The organism is Singulisphaera sp. GP187, from assembly GCF_900129635.1.
GTDB lineage: Bacteria > Planctomycetota > Planctomycetia > Isosphaerales > Isosphaeraceae > Singulisphaera.
Genome location: NZ_FSRB01000001.1, coordinates 242,814 through 263,868, shown reverse-complemented (window position 1 = coordinate 263,868; position 21,055 = coordinate 242,814). Strand labels below are relative to the sequence as shown.

Genomic DNA, 21,055 nt, shown 5'->3' with positions numbered 1-21,055 from the left:
GGTTACTCGGGCTGGGGCGGATTCGGGGCCAGCTTCGCCCAAGGATACCATGCGGCGAGTTCGTATTTTCGACTCAGCTCCCCGTGGTATTCGGCCATCTTGAGTTGCCACGCCGCACGCCTCTGACGCTCCGCCTCCGGCTCAAGCAGATGCACGCCTCCGTATGCGGTCGTCTGGGCGGCGGACTTGCTCGTGACACCCGAGGCTTTTCGGAACCATTGCTCGGCAGTGGCGTGAAGGGAGGCCGTATGCCGGCGAAGACCGGAGATCCGCGCGAGCCTGTTGATCGGCCGCTCCACCGCTAATCCCAACGCCAGGATCGCCACGCCGATCATCATTCGCTGGGTGGTGAGGCGAGGGATTCGCATGGTGGTCTCTGGACCGAGGAGCGCCGGCATGTCCGGACACATGACCGGGCGTCGGAGCGCCAGTTCCACGCGGTGGTCTGCGCCCTGACCGTCCATCAGTGGCGAGACGGGAGGCCCCGCGCCGTGGAAGACCCCACCGAGGGGATTGTCGTCATCCCCGATTTGCCGTAGCGGCTCTTTCGACCGCTAATGGCACCGGGGCTCGCCGATCGAGATCAGAAGTAGGCTCACCGTCTCTTCCCTCGGTGACGTAGGGCACTTCTCCGGCTGACTTGGGTTCCACCCTTTCCCCACTTGGCCCTGATTTTCGCTCTAACTCCTCGCCCGAAGCGACGGGGTTGCTGAGGATCGCAGGGCGATCGATGCCCGCGGCTTCACCTCGTTCGCCGGCCGAGCCGAAGCGCCTTCCGGGAAAGGCGGCTCGAGACCGTGGTCGATTGTAGTGCAAGCATCTCCCGTAGAAGCTGTCGATGACTTGACCCGCCTCCGGGCGATGGAACGCGATCACCTCGATGATTTCTTCCCAGGTGAGGCAGCGAACCTCGACCCGCCGCCAGGTCGGTTCGAACCAGTCGCGGAACCAGGCGTCGCGCTCCCCCGCGTAATCTTCGACCCGTCGGCGGACCTTACGGCGGATGGCTTCGTGCGCGGCCTCCCAGACGAAGATACCATCGTCGACCCGAGCCTGAGGGGCGAGGATCAACAGGGCGAGGTCGTCCATCGACTCAGCCTGGCGTCCGGCGCGGCGGAGGACCTCGGCGATGCAGGCCACGCTACGAGCCGCCTGATCGAAGTAGGGCGCGTTCTTCACGCCGGTGGAGAGGCGGGCGAAGAGCTTGGCCTCGAGGACGACGAGTTGGGTCGCATCGGGCTGGAGCGTGAGGCCCGCCGTACCTGGGTCACCGATGGAAAAGTGTCCGAGCACGCCGTCGGCGTGCGAACGCGCCTCGGCCAGGCGATCGCCGCGGTAGCGTGGGAGGAAGGCCGAGGGGAGCCAGGGCTCGGAGAACCAGCGGGCGCCGGGTCGCGGCGAGAGCGGATAGCGATCACCGCCATGGTGCTCGAACCAGTCGAGGACAATGCGCAGCAGCCAGCCCTCGTTGAACAGGACGGACGGTGGAAAAACCGGGTGCCCGGTCTCGCATGCTTCGAGCATGCCCTTGATGCTCTCCGTGATCATCGTCTCGCCCCGTCCGGCTCTCCGTCACCCACATCCACTTCCTACGCCACGGATCCCGAGCGGGCACTGTCCGACGCAATCGCGACCAACCGTGGGGTGCCCAGGCCGATCGTGGCCTACTGAGACGAAAGACAGGGGGGCTCTCGATCCGTCGACTCGACCGTCCCTAATTTGGCATTCTAACAGCGTTGGCAGGCGAGCATCAGCTGCGCTTCTGTCGATCCCCGATGCCCGAGTGTCCAACGTGCGCCAGTTCTCGATCATTTTACTGGCGTCAGTAAAATGATCGCCACTGGCAAGGGCGCGAAGCGTCAAATCGCCCATGTCGAGTTGACCCGATATGCGTGCTCTCTCGTCGCCATGAACGGCGATCCGCGCAAGCCGAAGATGACCCGGGATGCGGAAGTGGCGGCCGCGCCGTTGCCGATTACCGTCGACGCGGTTAGGAGCCTCGTGAACCTGCACTCACAATCGCGGCATGCCCTAGTCACCGTCCTTGTTGAGGATCAGCACTGCGTTATCGTTGAACAAATCCTTCGCTATCGGCGATGTGGTCGCGACCTCCAAGGGAACGACCCATTCAACGAGGGCGTGTTCGGTGGCATGGAGCGAGTAAATAAAGTAGCGACCACCTGGTACGTTCTCGAACTGGTACTTCCCATCGATGTTCGAGATTGCCTTCGCCGCACTAACTTTTGGGACCAGGACCGTCCAGGGGTCATCTTGGGTGATCGCCCTGAATTTGCCGTTGTTGGACCGGGTCGATTCGTCCCCGATGGCGGCTTGCCTCGCGAGCGTGTAAAAGTACGCCATGTCGATCTTGTCGGTCGAAGGCTGTCGCCCCATCTCCGCAAAGTGGTCTGCGAGCCTGGTAAAAGCTGCCGTGTGGCTGTCCTGCATCTTTTTTGCTTGCTCCCTTGTGAGGAACTCGAACGCCTCGATCGGCCGCGATAATTCGTCGCGGGGCATTTTGAGTTTGACCAGATAAACGTTCAATCCTCGGATTATGTCGGACTTACCAAGCTTGTTTACGATCCAGGCGCCACCGGTTACGTCAGCGGAAACCTTCGCGTATCGTTCCGCTTCTTCCTTATCTCGTGCCAATGCCGCCTGGACTCTCTCGGCTTCTTCGGCTTTCTCTTTCGCCTCCGCTTGGAGACGTTCACGTTCCTTCTGCTCTCGTTCGAGTTGGGCGGTTACGATGGGTTCGAGTTTCAGCCGGTGCGTTTTCGCTTCTTCAATCGCCGGGCGAACGGTCTCGTCTGCCAAATCCTTGGGCTCAAACAAGCTGATGGCCTGATCATACTTGTCATACGCTGCTTTAATTTTTCCGGCCAAACGATCGCGGTCGGCATCCGTCTTTATCGATATGATCTGCTCCCTGTGCACGCGCCCCGCACGCTGGATGGCCAGATAGACGAAGAAGGCCAGTAACACCACAGCGGGGACCGTCGCCCCTACGATAAACACAGGGTCTTTCCAGAACGGCCGCGAAAGAGGCTCGGCTGGGAGCTGGGCTGCCAAATCGATCCCCAAGTCCATCCGGTTCGCCTGATTGCTTACTATCGGCGGGATCGGGATGTCGATTGATTCGCCGCATTTGGGACACTTCGCCGACTTGCCGGCCGACTCGTTTTTGGCTCTGAGCAGCTTCCCGCATCGACATGTGACGTCGATCATGATCGCATCCTGGAAACCAGAACGCTCCGCCCGGGCCTTAACCTCCGGACGGAGCGCTGAGAATCAGGGACGAATCCCCGGTTCGGATTGTGTCGCGGTTAAGGCTCGCGATTGATCGAGCCTACCGCGAGGGATGAGGCCGGACAAGTGAGGCGGTCGACTCCGCAGACCAGGTGTGGTCAGGAGGCACCAATTGTTTTCGGGATTACTCACCATGATTGCGGTAATGCAGAGAGCATACTTCGATCGATCTAGAGCGGGTGATCCTCGCGATCCAATGGACGGCTCAATCCCACGGTTCGTAGAAATCCGGATCCGAATAGAGTCTTTGTAAGACCTCGCGGGATTCAATAGCCCGCGGCTCGTCTCTGGAAGCAAGGTCCTCGAGCATCGCCTCGATGTAAAGGTCACCCTTCCACCGCTTCCTCACTCGCTTGAAAACCTTCCTCAGGAGCTGTTCCCCGCCGGCCGCAATCGCCAGATCGCCCGGCCTCCAACCAGAATCGAGAAACGCCGCGACGAGAGCTTTTCTCAGCTCTTTCGCCCTATCCCAGTGGAAGAAGCGAAAGATCCCGCTGGGCTCCTGTCCGCTGCTCGTGGAGATGACCTCATAGACCGTCGGAAACGCCTCTGCGACGACGGCACCGAGCGGCCTGCGAAGGTGACCGAACGAGAACCCTATTGCGTCGAAGCAAAGCTGGAGATGGGTGGAGGGGCTCGCTTCATGCTTCGATCGTCGGAGGACGGCGATCCAGGCAATGCAAATAGCGTCCGATATCTCGTCGAAAGGCCCAGGGAGGATCCCCTCTATGAGTCCCGGGAGGACGGACGGCTCTCGTCCGTAAAGCACCGAAGGCGCTTGGGCGACCCACGACCAAGCACGCTCGCGGGAGGGAAGTTCTCTCGCATCGGGCCTGAGGAGCCGCGAAAGCTCGCCCGCCGGAATTCGATCGAGCCACTCACTCCCCCACGTGGTTGTGATCCAAGCATCGCACGAGCGAAGATCGATATTTCCCCCAACAAAATCCTTCAGAGCGCTCTGGAGAGCCTGGTCGGCGAGTTGGGGGAAGAAGTTGAAAAGCGAGAGTCCATCGAGAGCCGGAAGGAGCTCCGGTGTCCTCGCAACCGGAAGCTCAAATCCCTCATCAAGCATCCTCGTAATACATCTCTCGACGCGTGGGGGAATCCGTGAGCCAGCGGCGAGAAGCGGTAGCAGGAATTCCCCGCTCTGGCGTGCGTATTCCCTCAACCAAGTCGGGAATCGCCTTGCTACCGACCGTTCAAGGAAGGCGGCGAGCACCTCAGAACGACGGACATCGTCACTCGGCGAGTAGGAAACACATTCCCTGAGACCGAGCGCGGAAGATTCGAAGGTGGCCCCGACGACCTCCGCCGATCCGTCCGACCAGTCTGTCGAACGCCGGCCCCACTCCCGGACCTCGTCCCGATGCCGTGCGGCAAGCACCTCGCACGCGACCTCTCGCACCATCTTTGCGCGGAACCCGCGGGTCGATTGGTATAGGACATCCATCGCCCAGTAGGCCCGTCCATGTGGCAAGTCTCTGAGCAGCTCTTCAGCGAGGGATGCCTGCTCGTCGCGCTCGATCTCGGGGAGGAGATGCTCCCTCAATTGCTCCCGAACTTCCCATGCCGAGGCCTCCGCAACCCAGCGGACGAGCGGCTGTAGTGCCTCCGGACCAGACCGCTTCGCCCCCATTAAGTAACCACGTGCGACGATAGGGCTAAGGCAGACAACCATCCCCGCGGTGTCTGGATGCTCGCGAAGGGCGAGCAGCGAGGACGGTGCTTTCTCCGCCACCCGCTCGAGGCCACGGAGGAGGCCATCGACATAGGGCGGTCTCGTCATACCACGGGGCGAGGCAAGCGACCTGCAAGGGACAGAGACCGCCTCCTGGACATGGCCTGGGATCCCCGCCGCTACAGCAAGTGCGAGTCTTGGAGCCGCATGGTGTGCAGCCAAGCCATAGGCGGGATGGGAGAGCCGCTCGCCGATCAGGAAGAGGCTCCGGAGAGCATCTTGGCCTTGAGCCGCCTCCAAGGCTACAAGTGCCTCGCCGAGGATCTCTTCCTTGTAGCCAATGGCATCACCCGGGCCCGGGGCCACAGTCTCGAGTAGGTCCATCAGGCCAACCCCTGCCGTCAGCGACATCGAGAGTCGCGAGCGTAGCTCGCGCAGCAGGAAGAGGGTGCGGATCAACGTCGGGTCGCCCCCGAGTTGTGGACCGAAGACGCCGAGTTCTCGAGCAAGCGACGGATCCTCTCCGCCGAAGATCGATGCTGAGAGCTCCTCGATCCACGGCTCGTGGGAGGATGTCCCCTGGGATGTCGCCGGTTGAAAATGGCGAATAATCCCCTCGCGAGCAACTCCATGGTAGCGAGGATATGAGGATCCCGGTGCAAACATAAGGTCAAAGGGACCATCCGCCGTGGATCGCGGCTGGAGGCAGAACGTACAGGCGGAGAAACGCTGCCTGAGAGAAGGCCAGAGAGACGAAAGGACCGCCCAAAGCGTCTCTTCCGGTGCCTCGCAGTCGAACCACGCGACGGGGCGGTTTCCCTCGCCGAAGTATTTCGCGACAAATTCCGTTCCGCCCGAAACCTCGAGAGCCAGCTGGGGACCAATCCCCTCGAATTCGTTCAGATCAATCTCAAGAGGCGAGTTAAATCGGCTCTTGTCCCGAGACGTTGGGGACGGAAGGAGGTATGCACCGAGTGCCCTGAGATTTCGGAATCGCTTCCACCCCTCTTTGGGGACAAGAAGCGTATGAGTCAGGACGCAGCCGCTCCGCGGAGCCTCCTCGTCCAAGTGTGTCCTCGCGATCGCGTAATAGTCGCTCCCCGCGACGGGGTAGGCCGTGAGGTAAGGCGAGAGTGGCGTCCCTGGCGGCAAGGCCCCGGACAGGTCGCTTATCCTCGCGGCAAGATCCTCAGCATCGCTAGAGAGACGGACGCTCCCCGCGAGGAGTTGGTGCCCCTTCCGGTAGCCGTGTAGTAATTGGTGGACGAGGACGGTACTCACGGCACCGCCCCATCACGACCTACGGCCGATTCGGTTACGAGGCCCATCGCCCAGGCCAGGGGAAGAGTGTGGTCACCCGTACGGGTCGGCACCCCTCCCAGTGCATGCACAACATACCCAGCCTGAGCTGGCACGCCCCTGAGGTAATTCTCGCGGAACCCGGGTGCAAACTCGAAGTCTCCCCCTACAATACTCACCCCGAAGCACTCGAATGCAAACCTCTCCCGGTTGGAAAGTATGAAATCATGAAACATTGGAAAATTTTTCGCAACGTAGGACTGCGGGGCCTCTCCCTGCTGCTCCGTTGGCACCCGGTCCCAAGCAGAGACGATGACCCCAACCCTTAGGAGCGATCCGCCCCCGTGGGCCGAAACGGCGGCTCTCAGACACTGGAGCCAGTCGATGAGGACTACCTGAGTCGGCATTGCGAACTCCTCACCGTCGGAGTCCGGGGCATCGGGCAGATTGTCGGCCGTGCCGAAGTAGTCGAAGCAGCTGACCCAATCGAGTGGCGCGTGGATCTCGAGTGAGCCCGCGCGGACGAACAAGAGACAGCCCAGCAACGACGGGATGGCCTCCTCCCACCGCTCGGACCACTCGCGGTTCCGGTGGATGAGCATCCACTCCTCTCCCGAGCTGTCCGGCACGACAAGTTGTCCGCGAAAGTCCGATCTATTGGAAGTGGCCCTGACAGGGATGACGTTTCGCGTGTGGACTTCCCGAGAGGTCCGGGGGGCGAACTCGCCCCCGAGGAGCGTCTGGGCGCCCGCGTTGAGATACTCCATGTCCTCAGGGAGCCCGTCGGATTGGAGGCGTCCCTCGCCCGATTGCAGCGCGATCCAGAGCCTGATGAGGAAGTTAGTCTTTCCCGCGTCGGGCCCCCCTACGAGGAGGACGGAGTGGTTGTTTGCCGTTGGTTTGGTCATCGCCTCACCAATCTCGATGTTGCCAGAAGGAGCGGAAGGGCTTTTGAATTTGAAGGGGCGGGGTCTGTTCCAGGATGGGTGGCAGACCCTTCAGAATGGCGTGGACCACATCGATAACGCCCTGACCGTTCGGGACCCGTTCGGGTCTCCTTGAGAAGGAGGCCGTGGGGACGATCGCCGGAAAAAAACCCAAGTCGCGAGCGTAGCCTTCGGCCTCGGCTAGCGCGGGTGGGACAATCATATTAAGTTCATCGCACTTGCTCGCCACGAGCACCAGCGGTGCGTGGGCGTCGACTCCCACGTCGTCGGCCAGTCGCCTCAGGAGGTGCCGCAGATTCATGAGCTCGGCGTGCCTGGTCGAATCAAAGGCGAGCCGCGGTCCCTCGACGACGATTACCAGGGCGTCGGCACGGGCGAGGAAATCGAAACGCTTCGCTGTGGAGGCTTGGTTGATGAGCTGCGACGACCATTCTCCCGGCAAGTCCGCGAGGAGGAGTTCGACCCGGCCCTGGCCGCCCGGCCTGCCCGGCCTGTCGAGCGCCATGTGTACGAACGCCGGGCTCCGCGGGTCTGCGAGCACCGTGTGATCAGCGAACTGATCAGGCATGCTGCCGTTCGTCCAGGTGCGAAGCTTTCGCGCCCGGAGCTCGAACCCTTGCAGGGTGAGGCTTCCCGCGAATCGGAACTCGGGTCTGAGGAGGCCGTGGCACGCCTGGAGGTAGAGCGAAGTCAGGAGACATGTCTTCCCGGCGTTGGACGACCCAAGGATGCCAACGAGGTGCGAGTACCGGGCCCGCGTCACTGGGAGGACGTCCTTAAGCCCAAGCTCGAGGCCCGGGTGGAAACGACGGCCCAAAGCCCTGATCGTAGGAGGTGGTGTTGCAGGCTTGGACGCCGCGGCCGTCTCTCCTCCTGCGGCGTCCCGGACGCTGAAATGTGGGCATTCCCCCGGGGACGGGGCGGATTCCAAGCATCGCCCCGTGAGGGCCGCCGTGCAGTCTGCCTGGGCACAAATGCCCGGGTATGCGGTCACTCCCGGCCCCCTTCCGCGATCAACCGCTGGGCGACCCGTTCTCGGAATGCCTGCTTCGCGAGCCCCGGGATGACGACCGCATTGGAAGGAGATATAGCGGTCTTCTGCTCAAATTCCACCTCCCAGCTCGCCGCACCCCGGCTCTCGACCATGCGGATACTGAGCCAGCTGAGGGGGAGCAACGCCGGGAATTCGAGTGCGAAATTCCGGGACTCCGGGTCCTGAGGGTCGAGGAGCTTCCGGGCGGGCTCCTCCCAAGCAGAAGCGATGATCGCAAGGGCTTTTGCTGCTACTTCGGTCTTTTTCCTTCCCCTCGTCGCAGCGTCCGCCACCATCTCGATCAGCCCGGAGTGTGGAGGAAGGAGGACGCGGCCCCCGACTTCTACCCCGCACACGAGAGCGGCGACATCTGCGGGCAACGACGCGACCGGCTTCCTGAACGATTCCGAGAAGGCATTGTAGAACCACCAGAGGACTTCCAACTCTTCGCGGTCCGCCTTCGCCCTGTCTTCGACGACGCCGAAACATTCTACGAGTACGGGGAGGAACTCCTTCCAGAATGTGGCGATATCCCCGACAGGTGTGATCCTTTCTAACTGGGAAAGGTCCAGGTCGTTACGCGTCCTCGCTTCGAGCGCCCTGTTTTGGATGACCGTGCGTGCCTCGCCGAGAAGCTCCGAGAGGATGTCGCGGAGGTGTTTACCTTCTTCTTCGGGCCTCAACCCGATGCCGGCTAGGAGGAGGCTCGCCACGAGAACCCGATCAGTCTGGGAACCCTTCTTCGGGCCCCTCGTCAGAATCTCCCCGATGGCGATAAGGCAGCTTACGCGGAGATCGAGCGCATTTTCGGAGAGGTCGGACGGGAAAGCCGGCTGGAACTTGCGGATACTTTCCACAACGCTCGTTACGGGGTTGGAATCGGGCTCGAAACGTCCTTCAAAACCTGCCAGGGCTCCAGTGAGGAATGCGCCGAGCAAGCGATGGTCCTTCGCCTGGTCCAGTTTGCCGAGGAGGTCGCTGACGGCCTTCGACCGCCCCTCGACCGCCTGGTTGTCCGGCTTCGGGTGGACGACGCGGAGCCATTCGAAAGTCTTCTTGAGCATGCATCACCCTCTGACGTTCACAGCCCCGAGAACGGGTTTTCTCCCCGCTTCTCTATCGGGACGGATCGCATGACCACGTCCCAGAGCGCCTCCAGCCTGCCATTCTTCTTCGCCGTCTCCAAGGCCATGCGTTCGAACGTCTGGGGCACGGGCTGTGTCCGAGTCGCCGGCAGAACGTCGATCTCGACGAGCGCTTTCAGGCGATCGTGCCAATCCAGGTAGGTCCAGAAGTAGTATTGAAGCCGCTCGAAATCGCGGGTTCCCTGCTCGGCCATGGTCTCCCCGACGAGTGTCACTTGCGGCGAATCCAAGCTCGGGATGGCCGGCGCCACCGCCGGTGCTGGTTGGAAGTTGGGGCACGCGACCTCGGCCACGAAGGATGTCTCGCCGTTTAGCCGGGCCAGATCCGCCGCAAATCGCGTCCGCTCATAATCCCATACGCGGGGGTGGATTGTCACGCGCAGACGTCGCTCGGCCCTATCCTCAGCGAGTGCGAACTCCAGCCAATTATAACGATAGGGATACCCGGCTCCGGTCTCGGGCGGATTGGTGGCTCCAGCGTAGATCTCTAATTGCTCCTCGCCGATGTCATGTGACACTTTTTTGATCTCCAGCGAGTGCTCGTGGCCGACCATGAGGACCCTTGCCTGCTTCAGGTAGCGGGACGCGTTCGCCCGGTCCCGGAACCAATGGAGCGGGTGGTGGACCAGCACTACATACTCGACATTCTCGTCGGGCGTGAAGATATACTGCGCATTCCCGAGGATCATTTGCCCCTCGAGGTCTGCGGAGTCACAGACCTGTACGCTGTTCATGCCGATGAAGTCGAGGCGGTAATGCGGCCCCAGGGGATAGCCCTTCTTCCAGGACGGGTTTCGCGCGGAGGGGAAGTCGCAGCCGAATCGAGAGGCGAACTCGCGGTAGGCTGCGAGCTTCGGGAGGAGCGAATTCCCCTCCTCCCTGGCATCCATCATGGATTCGAGCTCCGCATCGACCTTGCCCGTCTCGGTCGTCCTAAGGTGTTTGTGGGCAATCTGGCAGAAGCGATCGATACAGCCACGGTCGACGTCGTGATTCCCGGGGATTATTCGGACGTCGATGGTCTCGCAGCCAACCGCCTCGACGAGCAGATCGATCCACTGCCCCGCCCGGTCATATTCCTCCTGCTTCCCGCCGAACGCCACGTCCCCCGTGATTAAGATGCCGTCAGCGGGGCCGAGTTGTTCCCGAAGCAGGCGGCAGTCCCGAATCAATCTGTTCCGGGCGTGGTCGTGGGTAACGAGAGTGCCATCCCGCTCCTGCCCGAAATGAACGTCGGACAGATGGACGAATCGATATGCCTTTTTCATCAATTGCCCCACGCACTTATATCGTCCTTCGCTGGACAGCTTGCGAGTATAGCGTCACGTGGGACCAAGTTCGTCTTCGGATCGGATAGAGCCGGCCGAATTCTCAATCCTCGGCGTCCAAAGGGTCTTGTCGGACTCATGCCCAACGCGCTCGAGCCCATACGAACTCAAGTTAGCCGCAGTCAGAGGCGCTTACCTCGGCTTGACAGTGCGTTCATTTAGCCGACCTGCCGCTCGGTGCAATCGATCCTGCCGGAGACTGAGCTACGAAGTCGTTGCCTCATCCCCATGTAGACGCGGTCGTATCGTCCCTGTTCATCGGTCGAGGGTTCGATGCGATTTGAGCTTTTCGACCTTAGACGGCGTGATGCAACGCCTAGGTCGGCAACAATCCCCAACGCTGGCCTCTAACTTAACTAGTGCACTTCGGAGGATCATAGCCACATTTTGGAATCGCAAGCTGTGACTGAGCAAGGGGTTTATGGATTCCATTTGTGGTCAGCCTTTAGCCTCAAGAAGCGGTTGTGGACTCCCCCAGAATATTGACCTGTCGCTCCGCCACGAACATCCGAATCGCCGGGACCGCCAGCCGCCTCACGATCGCCAGCGTCTTACACGCCTCGTTGAACTGGCGATTCGTCCTCGCGATCCGTCGTTCCATCGTCTCGGCCAGCGCCGGCCCGAGATTGTGCGTCTCTCGCTCGTACTGAAGTTCGAGCGAGTGCAGGGTCAGCCAAGCGAGCGCGACTCGGTTTGCCAAGACTCGCTCAAGTGCCGACGGCTCGGGTCCGGAGAGATCCATACGCATCCGCTCGACTTGGGCGAGGAGTGATGTCCTTGCCACCTGGTCGTCTCCAGCGATTCGATGGACGAGGATCCGCTCGATCTGCTTCGCCGCGCTGGCCCCGTAAAGCTCTGCTAGTTTTCCGACCGGATCTGTCAAGAACACGCGGTACATCCAGTCGAGGGTCTCTAAGTCCCCTTCCTTGGCGAGTCCGATCCGCTGCTGAAACTCGTCCTCGGGCAGGGTGACGAAATCGGTCAAGGCCTGGCGGTTCCGTGTCTCCTCGGTTGCTGCTGAGGAAGCGGCGACGGCCAGCGAAAAGTCCTGGCCGCCCTTGTGCTCCCCAGCAGATGCCGATGGGCTGGCCAGGGCTAGTTCAGTGTTCGATGCGTTCACTCGCGGCATGCGGCGTTTCCTCCACTCGGATCGCTTGTGTCGGCGGTAGCCAGCGGCTTCGAGGGCGGCGCGGGCTAGGTTCTCGACTCGGCGGTGGAATGAGTCGAATCCCAGCTCACGCTGCTCATCCTGGAAGTGCTCGACGTCAAGAAGGTCGGCCTCTCGGAGCTTACGGCGAGTTGTCCGGTTGACCTCGGAAATCTCCGCGAACAACTCGCCGATTTCGCCGCCGCCCTTGTACACCGAACGGACGCGACTTCCGACCCTGACGGATCGATAGTAATAAACGGTGTCTCCGCGACGCTTCCATGGCATCAGTGCTTTGCCCTACGCTATTAGCTTCGCCCCGCCTTGTCCGCCGCCGGCCGCCGCCATCATCTCCTGGATAGTTGGATTTCTCGGGCTCGGATCCGCTCGTCCAAAGCACGCGCCTCAGCCTGTGCTGCCGCCAACTTCTTCTGTGTGGCCGCCCACCCCGACGTCAAAGCTCGAGGCAGGCGGCCGCGCGTCGTGAATTCAGGATGGCCAGCGCCATGAGCCACGACTGCCGGCGGAGTCATACCGGAGCAGGCCGGTACCTGAGGGAAAGCGGAGGCCGGCGGTGTTCCGCACCGTCACGGCACTCGTAGGACTGCCTGGCGATTGCACGCTCGTGACAACGAGTCGCGCGGACCGTCCATCCAAATCGGTCGCCTCCACGAGTGAGAATTTTTCCCAAGAGGGCACTCGTGACATGCTCGACAACGAAACCAACGGTTCAAACGCATTCTGATGCATGGGAAAAACCTCAGGTTGATGAATATGGTGCGAACTCTGTGATCTCAGTTATCGGGGCCGCCTCCAGCTCAAGCTGGCGCGGTGCGTGGGCTCCTCCTTGGTCTAACTGCAGGTCGTCAAGGACGGCGAACCAGGCCGTCTCGGTGGACCTCTCCCCGGTCTCCCCCGGGCTGAGGAGGAGATGGTAGGATTCGATCTGTGGGCTTTCGGCTTTGACGGATCCCGACGATTCCTTGGTCGAATCGATTTGAGCCGGACTTGGCCAGACTATTTTGTCATAGCGCTTCCTGGCGTTTTCACAGAACCATGCCGCGTCCGTGACTGCTCGCAGGACCAACGCCCTGCTGAGATCGCCCCTCCTCTTGGCCGCGTTGAACATCTTGATCCGGCCGGCAGTAGCCAGCGCGAGTTGCTCCTCGGATTCACCGATGAGACGAGCGACGGGCTGCTTGATCGCCGCGGCCTGCTCTCGGATCTCTGGAGAAGGCACCAGCCTGGGGTCTTGGATCTTGGCGATCCAGCAGACGAACCGGTAGCAACCACCGCACACCAGCTTGCCGGCATGGCGACCGCGTTTGAATCGCTCCTCGACTAGCTCTTGGGAGCCGCAGCCCCTGCAAGGCACGCGATTGATCGGCTTGGGTCGGGTGGTCCTCCCTGCTTGCTGACTCATCGTCGGGTCTCCAGAGGTTGCGGCTCGCCGTGAGCTTCGGCCACTTCGCAGTAGGCTTGCTGCTCGGCCGCCCGCCAATCGAGACCCTCGTCTTCGAGTTGATTGGCTCGGCGGCCCCAGAGTTCCCGCTTCTCGAGGGACCATGAGGCCAACTGTTTGGGCCGGGGCGGCCAGGAGTGGGTGGCGCCAAGCGACGAGGTCGAGTGCTCCGCGGGAGACGTGGCCTCCGACTTGAGTAGGCCCAGGATCTCGACCTTGTGGGCGATCAGCGCCTCGCGCAGATCGGGAGTGAACGCTTCGCGCGGTGAGTCGACGGCCAGGCGGCCTGCGCTCTCGGCGAGATTTACTCCCCGACGTCGCGCTTCAGCCAAGGTCGTGGCAGCGGAGGTCATAGGAGTTCCTCCACCCGGTCACTACTGGGGGTAGGAGAAAAATTTGGAAGACGACCGTCCCAACCGTCTCGACCGTCTCCTGGACTTGCAGTGATAGGATCTAACTCAAACAGAGCTAAAGAGTTGAGGGGATTCTGGCTTGGAGACGGTTGGGTGGCACGATTCGTTGCGTTGAGACGGTCGACCGTCTCCGGCAAAGGGTAACCGTCCCCGCGACCGTCTCCATCCAGTCCTGGATGTAAATCGTTGCCCCATAGGAGAGTTCCGTTTGAATCCTCGCATGCCTGGGACGGTGGAGACGGTTGGGACGGTGCGATCCCTGACTTCTCTGATGTCCGCTCCAGGAGGATGAGTCGGCGTCTCTTTCCCCCCTTCTCGGACCGGAAAGAGACATCGATACCGGCCCTCCGGAGCACGGGCATCACTCTGCGGATCGCCCCGGAGAGACCGCGCGCGGATGAGGGCCAGTCCTTGGCCTTGGCGACCCGCTCCCCCGCGATCTCGGCCAACTCCTGGAGGAGTTCGCCGGCAGTTGTCTCGAGATGCGGCGTCCGCTCCATCAGGGCGATGACCGCCGGTGCGACGGGGGACGCCTCCAGGGCTTGGTCGTTCGCCGATGATCTGTTGACTTCGTAGGCCGCCAAGAAGGCGCCATCCGTCCAGCCGAGTCCTCGCCCCACGGCCTCACCCCAACGAGCAAAATCAGCCATTCGGGGTAGTTTCTTGAGTTCCACGGAAGGAAGCCGCCTGAGCCCGCCCACCACGGCATCGAGCAGGGCGCCAAGGATTCTTGGGTGCGCCTCGTCGAAAGCTCGCCAGAACGGTCCTTCCTCACGTCTTTTCTCCTCGGGAATGGTCGGAAGTGAGAGGACGACGCTGCGATCGAGCAGGTCGGGGCGGGTCGCGACGTCTTCAATGCCGTTAAGCAGCACCGGCCTCATGGCGTCGAAGAGCATCTCCTCGGCGTCCTCGTACAGGACTCTCGTCGCGAACCCGCCACCTGTCGCGAGGCGACAGAGCGAATCAGCCAGCCAGACATGCAGGCTCGATAGATTGTCAAGCGTGACGATCCACGCATTTGTCGCCGCGATCATTAAGTCGCGGACCTCTTTGGGCTCGCAGCGGAGGAGCGTCGCGTTCGGGTCGATGAGTTTCCTTGCGACCCGTGTGAAGGTCGATTTTGCCGAGCCTTGCTCGCCGTTGACCGCGACGATCGGGTACGGTCCGTGAGGCCTGAGCGCGGCGGAAAGGCATGCAACAAATAAGTACCAGTCGTGGTCAGATGCGAGGTTAGTAAATGCTCTCAGTTCGTCGAGCGACCCGGCCCTGACCGGCTCCGGCAGCGACATCATCCCTTTCGGGCGTCGGAACCGCACCGGTGGGTCATTCACCAGTTCCCAACCGGAGCGAGAGATCTTGACCGCCCTCCATGCCTCGTCCCCCAAGTCGAGGAAATACGACGGGTCATCGGGATCGGCCGGATTTGGGATGTTCGCCACTCGCACCCATACAGCCTGGGTGGGCCCATCGAATTGGGCTTTGGCCTCGAGGACGCCGAGGGTTGATTGCATGGCCTCTGTCGACGGTGGGCTCTCACGCTCCTCATAAAAGGCGCGGACAAGCCATCTGCGAAACGATGTCGAACGGATGAGGTGGACTTCTCGGTGGCTATCGACCGGAACCGACGCATACGTGCGCCCATCGGCGGTGTGGAACAGTTCCGCTCCCTCCGCCAGCCGGAGGAGCGCCCTGGCCTGGGTCTCCGGCTCCGGCTGGCTCGCGCGGGCGACCGCCAGCTCACCAGCCAATTGAGCAAGTCGATCGGCCGCTCCGGATTCCTCAAGGCCGGGCCGCAGTTTGGCGAGATCGACGACAAATCGATCCCGTTCCTGAGACTTGATGATCTCGATCTGGTCGACGTGGATGGTTTCATTGCCAATCTTCGCGGTGACGACGAAGCACCCTTTGCGTTCTGACGGGATAGCAGTGAGCTCGAGTTGGATGTCATCCATGCGTCCCCCCTTCGGTTCGTCGGGGGATCGAGAAGGCATGTGCTCGGACGCGGAAACGCTCCGCGACATCGATAACCTGGAGGACCGACTCGTGCGTGGCGTTTGAGCGTAGCCACGCACGTGCGTCCTTCACCTGATAAGGGGGCGTGATTAGCCGAAGGCGAGCCACGTAGGACACCAGGCGCATCGCCAGTGCCAATGCACCATCCTGCCCGGGCCGACTCCCATCCGGTCCTGGCTTATCGTTGTCGGAGACAATCACCACTTCATCCGGCCGGTATCGCCTGACCAGGTCAACAAGCAAATCCGAGCCACCATGGCAGGAGGGCCGGCCGATCGCCGAGAAGCCGAGGTCGAGTAGCGCCGCCGTGTCGGTCGGGCCCTCGGCGATCAGGAGCGTGCCATCGGACTCCAGACCTGAGGGGATGAACAGACCCTCACGACCTCCCCGGATTGCAAATTTCTTTCCCTTCCACGTTCGGAGCCGGATCCCCCGCACACTTCCCGTCACGTCGGTCATCGGAAACGCCCAGGCACTGCTCTGCTTGCACCAGCCGATCCCGAGCCGTTTCAGGCTGCTGGCCGATAGCCCCAACCTTGAAGCAACACCTGCTAGATGGCCAGGATCGACTGCCTCCCGGAATTCCGATGCCAAAGACTCCAGATCGGATCGTGGTTTGGCCAAGGACACCTTGACCGAGAGCCACGCAGACCGAGGCCAAGCCTCGATCTGTCGGTGGTGATGCAGCCAACCGGCGGCGGTGACCTGTCGAGTCGCTCCTGCAGCAACACGAGCACAGATCGACGCTCCGTCATCCGATGCTCTGAGGCACCAGTCGACCCTGCCGCAGACCAAGCAAGGGCGATCTCGTCCGACGCGCGTCCATGAGGCCGTTAGATCATGACTCATTGACGCCACCTCCTTGATGATGAGGTGGGAATCGCCTCTTGGACGTCGACCATGTAACCGCCTGATACCCTCACTGAGGGCAGTATCCCAGAGAGAAGAGACTGCCTGACGATAAACGGGCGCTCACCCCAAAGCTGAGTCAGCAAGGCAATATTGATCAGAGATCCTTCATTAGATCGGCGCGGGTGGAAGTTATAGGGCATTGGCCCGTACCTCCGTCACCTCACGAACGGGGGACACAATGACACCGCGGCGAGCCAGGGACGCGGCCCAGGCGCGTGCTTCGTCGAGGCAACCTCGCCGAATAGCCCTCCTGAGAGCATCGATTGACTCTTCGACACTTGCGATTCGCGGATCTGGACGCGATCTGGACAGGTCGGTAGAATGAGAGTTGGCCATGTGCTCCTCTTGGGGTTGCGGGGTGCGATACGCTGCCGGTAGCACGGCGGGCATATCTCCGGATGGATGATGTGGAATCACTGGATCGCCCGGGAGGCTAAACTCTCCCGGGCGATCTCATGCGCGGAATGGGGATCAGATGCCGAGGCGCGTGAGCTCGCGATCAGCGGCGGCGGCCGCCTTGCTTCGGGCGGATGGGCTGCGCGTTGAGTCGGTCGCGACTTCGTGCGGCGCGTTCAGTCTCGCGATGAATGCGGCCCAGTCCGAGTCGCTCACGTACCATCGGCCCCCCCTACGAACTGCCCTCAAGTAGACTCGATCGCCGGGGCCGGCCTGATCCTGAATTCGTATGCCACGATGGATCCAGCGGTGGATTGTCGCGGGGTGACATGCTTCGTCTTTAGCGAGTTGGGTCGTTGTACGCCGAAGCTCAGGAGGGGCAGCAGTCATAGGGCAATCCTTGTGGGTGATGGCGAGCTTTTTCGCTGTCCACAAGGATTGTTAGACGAAACAAAGAAAGTATCAAACTATGAAGCAGTATTCTCCACGATCTGCCACGAATTTCCACGATCTGCCACGAATTGCTACACTTTTGGCTTCTTGCGAGTCGGATTTCTCGGCTTTGGAGAGAACTTAACCAATGCACGCTGATGGTTAATCGGATCCCTCAGAGCGACCCAGAATTTTTTGCCTTCCTTGCGATATGGATAGATAAGCCCATCACGAACAAACGTGTCTATGATGCCGCCACGATTTCCACGTCCGAGGAAAGTTGCCAACTGACTCTGGCTGCATGGGAACTCTTGTATCAGTGCGTCCTCCCTTTCGATCTCCTGCCGACAAGGCTGGTCGATCGGCCGACAAGCAGGCCTACTTGTCGGCCGCACTGCTTCAGCAATCTCGATGGCATCTTCTACCGGCTTCGCCGCAATTGGTTGCTGGAGATCCTCGGGCAGGTCGTATTTCCCCGACCGATCAAGGGGGCGTTGGCATTTCAGGAGAAGCTGCCGCGCGGTTGCCTTCGGGATCTCGACACGCCTCACATGCTTGTTTTCCCGATCAGGTCGTTTCTGGTCAAAATGCATGCTTCCTATGAGGATATACTTTTTGCATTTCAGCCTAATAAGGGCAAAATACCTAATAGGATCCTCATGCTCGTCCTCAAAGCGGACACCTGTAAGAAGTCGACGATCTTCATCGTTGTCTTCGGCCTGTAGATCGTCGACGGCCACTGGATCGTGGAGATCCCAGAAGTGTGTGGGCGCTTGGAAATCGAATTCCTCGAGTCGGGTCCCCGAGAACACAGCGAGTAAGTCGCGCATGACAACCCCCTACCCATCGCGGGCCAGGCCGGGCTCGCGCGCCGACGTAGGGGTGTCGACGCGTCCGCCCGGCCTTTCGACCGGTAGCTACTCCGGTCGTCCCGTCTGCACTACTGTACCCTAATGGACGGCCGTGTAAAACTCGGCCGATCTGGCTTATGACGGAGAGGGCATAGTCGGCTCGCCGCAAGCTGGCGGAACTGGTGGGGTTGCCAGTGGGGCAAGTCCACCTTGTGGAGCACCGTCCTGATCCCAGTCGATCGCATGAATCATCCGATCTCGGCCATCACGCTCGCCGCTCTGGCCATGTCTCGCTCGGCGTAGACTTGGGTGATGTCGGCTCGCGCGTGCCCCAGGACTGTTTGAGCGGCCTCCAGGCCGAACCGCTGCCGGATCGCCGTGGCGGCGCTGTGTCGCAGCTGATTCGGGTGCCAGCGGTGCTCCCGATGCCAATCAGCCAGATCGGCGCGATGCTCGATTCGCCATGCCTTCAACTCTTCCCAGAGCTTGCGGCGTTGATCCTTGGACAACCCCTTGTCCTTCGCCTCGGCCCTGCGTCTCGATTCTTCCGGGTGCGGGAAGGCCAGCTGGCATCCCCGGGCGACGGCCTGGCTGTAGGAGTTTTTGTCGTATCGCTGGCGAGGGGGCCGCTTCGGGTTCCGCTTGGGTTTTCTCGCGTTCTGGCTCGGCGTCATGGGGGTCTTGCGGGCGGCTCTGCGTGACGTGTTTCGGGCCTCGACCGCCACGACGGGCCTGAACAGGTAGGCGGAGGGATCCGCAACAAGCCACGCCCTCAGAATGTCCTGCGCGCGGGGACCGATGAAGATTGGACGGGCTTTGCCGAGGTGATCGGACTTGTGCCGCTCCGGCGAGTAGACCCAGACATCGCCAGAGCGGTCGAGGTCAGCTCCCCTCATCGCAGTGGCCTCGCCCGGGCGCATGCCCGTTAATCGCTGCAACTCGATCATGGCGCGGATGGGGGTCGAGACGCAGGGCAGGACTGCGGCCACGCGCTCGTCGGGGACCGGCCCGACCAACTCCGTCTCTCGCACCCCGTCGCGCCCGCGCTTCAAGGCCTTGACCGAGGCCAGCTCGTGGAGCACGTCGGCCGGGACCAGCCGTTCCTCGGTCGCCCATCGGAGCATCGACCGGATTTTGCCGAGGCGGCCGTTGATCGTGTTGCGGCAGAGGCCCGCGTCGATCATCGCCTTGCGGACGGTCTTGAACGCCGAGGCCCCGAAGTCGGCGGCCCGCGTGTGGCCGTACAGGGCCCGCAAGGGCCGAATCGCGTCTCTGATGTTGGCCAGGTGGCGGGTCGGTGTGCCGTCTCGAGTGTAATGGGCCTCGGCATGGGTCCAGTAGGCCAGCAGCAACTCGTTGACCGTCAGGTCGGTTGGGGCCTCCATGGAGGTCGACAGGCGGCGGCCGTGCGCCAGCCACTCAGCGATCAGCCGATCGTATTCGGCCTTGCTCGTCTTGGTCCCGTGAGCGCCGAGATAGAAGGCCTTCCCGCTGAGGACGACTACGGCCTGGCCACTGGCCCGATGGTGGCGATAGGAGGGGAGTTTCTGCGTGAGGCGGGGCATGCGGACTCCTTCCCTAGGAGACGCAAAACGGTATTTACCGTTTTGGCACCAAGGTTCAGGCCGCACTGCCCAACGCGGGCAGGTACGCTAAGTCTTGCGTTCGGCGGGACTTAAGTAAATGGGCGGCGCTGGATTCGAACCAGCGACTTCCACCGTGTGAGGATGGCACTCTAACCACTGAGTTAGCCGCCCGGGCTAATTCGATCTCGGAAGTCTCCGAGGAGCGAACAGGGAAAATCCTAACTCATTACCGAGGCGGGGGCAAGACCGTTTTTGGACGATTGGGAAGGTTCGGACGTGAGCATCACCGGGTTTATGGGTCAGCTGAGGGCATGCGAACAGAAGTCGGCCGGTTTCGGTCGGGATTGAGGAGCGTCGTAGGGCGAGTCAGGGATTGAACTTCAGAGGATCCAAGCGGGTACGGCTCTTTCTTGTGGTCGGGTTCAGGGGGTTCGCAGGAGGAGGCCGGGATTGAGAGGGGTTTCGCGGTGGGCGATGATGTCGCGGTTGGCACGCCAGAGGGCGGTGCTGGCTTCGGAGGTGCCGTAGACTCGGAGAGCGACATCAGTCAGCGATTCGCCTTCGCCGACTTGGGTGAAGGCGGAGTGGCGGCCGGGAGGGGGCGATTGGCGTCGCGAGACGACCTGGATTACGGCCGGAGGGTCGGACGCGGCAGGGGGTTGCGCGGGGGGGGCGACTCGAGGTCGAGGACGAGACGGTGGGGTCGTCAGCTTGGGCGGGGCAATGCGCTCGGGCTCGATCAAGGCGACGGCTTCGAGGGGGCGGGTGGTGATGGAGGAGGCGGGCGGCTCGGCGGTGGCGGCGGACTCGATGAGTGGGACGCCAGGGGTGGGTGGTGGGGCTTGGGTTGCTTCGACGGGCTCGGACGTGGAGCCGGGGGGAGAGACGGGGCGGGCGTGGTCGGGTTCGTAGAGGATGACTGCGAAGAAGACGACGACCAGGACGCTCAGGGTGAAGCTGGCTCCCACGTGCTGGTTCATGAGATTCGGGGCCTCGGCCGGCATCAATGGTGTCTTTCACGGTGTGGTATCGCTCGTTATCGGCGATTGGGCGGCCGGACTTGAATGACTCCGGGATTTTTTTTTCGGGACTGGCTGAATCGCC

General features: G+C 61.8%; 16 protein-coding genes and 1 tRNA gene. All 17 read right to left on the bottom strand.

What is annotated here, in order from left to right:
* Positions 1-2 precede the first annotated feature (2 nt).
* Positions 3-368, bottom strand: coding sequence for a hypothetical protein (locus tag BUS42_RS01055; RefSeq protein WP_143206204.1), 366 nt, complete (start codon positions 366-368; stop codon positions 3-5).
* A 151-nt stretch (positions 369-519) separates the two neighbouring features.
* On the bottom strand, positions 520-1,548 hold the full coding sequence (locus BUS42_RS01050) for a hypothetical protein (protein ID WP_074304592.1): 1,029 nt from the start codon (positions 1,546-1,548) through the stop codon (positions 520-522).
* Between the two features lie 483 nt (positions 1,549-2,031).
* The gene (locus tag BUS42_RS01045; protein ID WP_074304591.1) at positions 2,032-3,228 is read right to left on the bottom strand and encodes a hypothetical protein; all 1,197 of its coding nucleotides are present in this window, start codon (positions 3,226-3,228) and stop codon (positions 2,032-2,034) included.
* Positions 3,229-3,514: 286 nt separating this feature from the next.
* Positions 3,515-6,268 (bottom strand): GAP1-N1 domain-containing protein, encoded by a 2,754-nt coding sequence (locus BUS42_RS01040; protein ID WP_074304590.1) that lies wholly within the window; start codon positions 6,266-6,268, stop codon positions 3,515-3,517.
* Positions 6,265-7,194, bottom strand: a complete 930-nt coding sequence (locus BUS42_RS01035; protein WP_074304589.1) for a TRAFAC clade GTPase domain-containing protein — start codon at positions 7,192-7,194, stop codon at positions 6,265-6,267. The genes BUS42_RS01040 and BUS42_RS01035 overlap by 4 nt, the downstream gene beginning before the upstream one ends.
* 4 nt (positions 7,195-7,198) lie before the next feature.
* A complete protein-coding gene (locus BUS42_RS01030) occupies positions 7,199-7,996 on the bottom strand; it encodes a TRAFAC clade GTPase domain-containing protein (protein ID WP_143206203.1) in 798 nt (265 codons plus the stop codon).
* A gap of 227 nt (positions 7,997-8,223) precedes the next feature.
* On the bottom strand, positions 8,224-9,330 hold the full coding sequence (locus BUS42_RS01025) for a GTPase-associated system all-helical protein GASH (RefSeq protein ID WP_074304587.1): 1,107 nt from the start codon (positions 9,328-9,330) through the stop codon (positions 8,224-8,226).
* Between the two features lie 17 nt (positions 9,331-9,347).
* Positions 9,348-10,679: a metallophosphoesterase gene (locus BUS42_RS01020; protein ID WP_143206202.1), complete on the bottom strand. Its 1,332-nt coding sequence runs from the start codon at positions 10,677-10,679 to the stop codon at positions 9,348-9,350.
* Positions 10,680-11,190: 511 nt separating this feature from the next.
* A complete protein-coding gene (locus BUS42_RS01015) occupies positions 11,191-12,174 on the bottom strand; it encodes a hypothetical protein (RefSeq protein WP_143206201.1) in 984 nt (327 codons plus the stop codon).
* Positions 12,175-12,646: 472 nt separating this feature from the next.
* Positions 12,647-13,261, bottom strand: a complete 615-nt coding sequence (locus BUS42_RS01010) for a hypothetical protein (RefSeq protein WP_143206200.1) — start codon at positions 13,259-13,261, stop codon at positions 12,647-12,649.
* A gap of 44 nt (positions 13,262-13,305) precedes the next feature.
* Positions 13,306-13,701 carry a TubC N-terminal docking domain-related protein gene (locus tag BUS42_RS01005; protein WP_074304583.1) on the bottom strand — a complete coding sequence of 132 codons (396 nt, stop codon included), beginning with the start codon at positions 13,699-13,701 and terminating at the stop codon, positions 13,306-13,308.
* The gene (locus BUS42_RS01000) at positions 13,698-15,713 is read right to left on the bottom strand and encodes a hypothetical protein (protein ID WP_143206199.1); all 2,016 of its coding nucleotides are present in this window, start codon (positions 15,711-15,713) and stop codon (positions 13,698-13,700) included. Before BUS42_RS01000 ends, BUS42_RS01005 begins: the two co-directional genes overlap by 4 nt.
* A complete protein-coding gene (locus BUS42_RS00990) occupies positions 15,706-16,308 on the bottom strand; it encodes a toprim domain-containing protein (protein ID WP_074304580.1) in 603 nt (200 codons plus the stop codon). The genes BUS42_RS01000 and BUS42_RS00990 overlap by 8 nt, the downstream gene beginning before the upstream one ends.
* A 1,298-nt stretch (positions 16,309-17,606) precedes the next feature.
* Entirely contained in the window at positions 17,607-18,344 is a 738-nt protein-coding gene (locus BUS42_RS42435) for a hypothetical protein (RefSeq protein WP_143206198.1), read from the bottom strand.
* A gap of 269 nt (positions 18,345-18,613) precedes the next feature.
* Positions 18,614-19,930, bottom strand: a complete 1,317-nt coding sequence (gene xerC, locus BUS42_RS00980; RefSeq protein WP_074304578.1) for a site-specific integrase — start codon at positions 19,928-19,930, stop codon at positions 18,614-18,616.
* Positions 19,931-20,049: 119 nt separating this feature from the next.
* Positions 20,050-20,122 (bottom strand) — tRNA-Val (locus BUS42_RS00975).
* A 251-nt stretch (positions 20,123-20,373) separates the two neighbouring features.
* Positions 20,374-20,955, bottom strand: a complete 582-nt coding sequence (locus tag BUS42_RS00970) for a LysM peptidoglycan-binding domain-containing protein (RefSeq protein WP_074304577.1) — start codon at positions 20,953-20,955, stop codon at positions 20,374-20,376.
* Positions 20,956-21,055 lie beyond the last annotated feature (100 nt).

What these genes read in the sequence shown, in the direction of transcription:
- BUS42_RS01055 (WP_143206204.1), bottom strand. Translation starts at nt 368, where the DNA reads ATGCGAATCCCTCGCCTCACCACCCAGCGAATGATGATCGGCGTGGCG.
- BUS42_RS01050 (WP_074304592.1), bottom strand. Translation starts at nt 1,548, where the DNA reads ATGATCACGGAGAGCATCAAGGGCATGCTCGAAGCATGCGAGACCGGG.
- BUS42_RS01045 (WP_074304591.1), bottom strand. Translation starts at nt 3,228, where the DNA reads ATGATCGACGTCACATGTCGATGCGGGAAGCTGCTCAGAGCCAAAAAC.
- BUS42_RS01035 (WP_074304589.1), bottom strand. Translation starts at nt 7,194, where the DNA reads ATGACCAAACCAACGGCAAACAACCACTCCGTCCTCCTCGTAGGGGGG.
- BUS42_RS01025 (WP_074304587.1), bottom strand. Translation starts at nt 9,330, where the DNA reads ATGCTCAAGAAGACTTTCGAATGGCTCCGCGTCGTCCACCCGAAGCCG.
- BUS42_RS01020 (WP_143206202.1), bottom strand. Translation starts at nt 10,679, where the DNA reads ATGAAAAAGGCATATCGATTCGTCCATCTGTCCGACGTTCATTTCGGG.
- BUS42_RS01015 (WP_143206201.1), bottom strand. Translation starts at nt 12,174, where the DNA reads ATGCCATGGAAGCGTCGCGGAGACACCGTTTATTACTATCGATCCGTC.
- BUS42_RS01005 (WP_074304583.1), bottom strand. Translation starts at nt 13,701, where the DNA reads ATGACCTCCGCTGCCACGACCTTGGCTGAAGCGCGACGTCGGGGAGTA.
- BUS42_RS01000 (WP_143206199.1), bottom strand. Translation starts at nt 15,713, where the DNA reads ATGGATGACATCCAACTCGAGCTCACTGCTATCCCGTCAGAACGCAAA.
- BUS42_RS42435 (WP_143206198.1), bottom strand. Translation starts at nt 18,344, where the DNA reads ATGCGCGACTTACTCGCTGTGTTCTCGGGGACCCGACTCGAGGAATTC.
- xerC (WP_074304578.1), bottom strand. Translation starts at nt 19,930, where the DNA reads ATGCCCCGCCTCACGCAGAAACTCCCCTCCTATCGCCACCATCGGGCC.
- BUS42_RS00970 (WP_074304577.1), bottom strand. Translation starts at nt 20,955, where the DNA reads ATGCCGGCCGAGGCCCCGAATCTCATGAACCAGCACGTGGGAGCCAGC.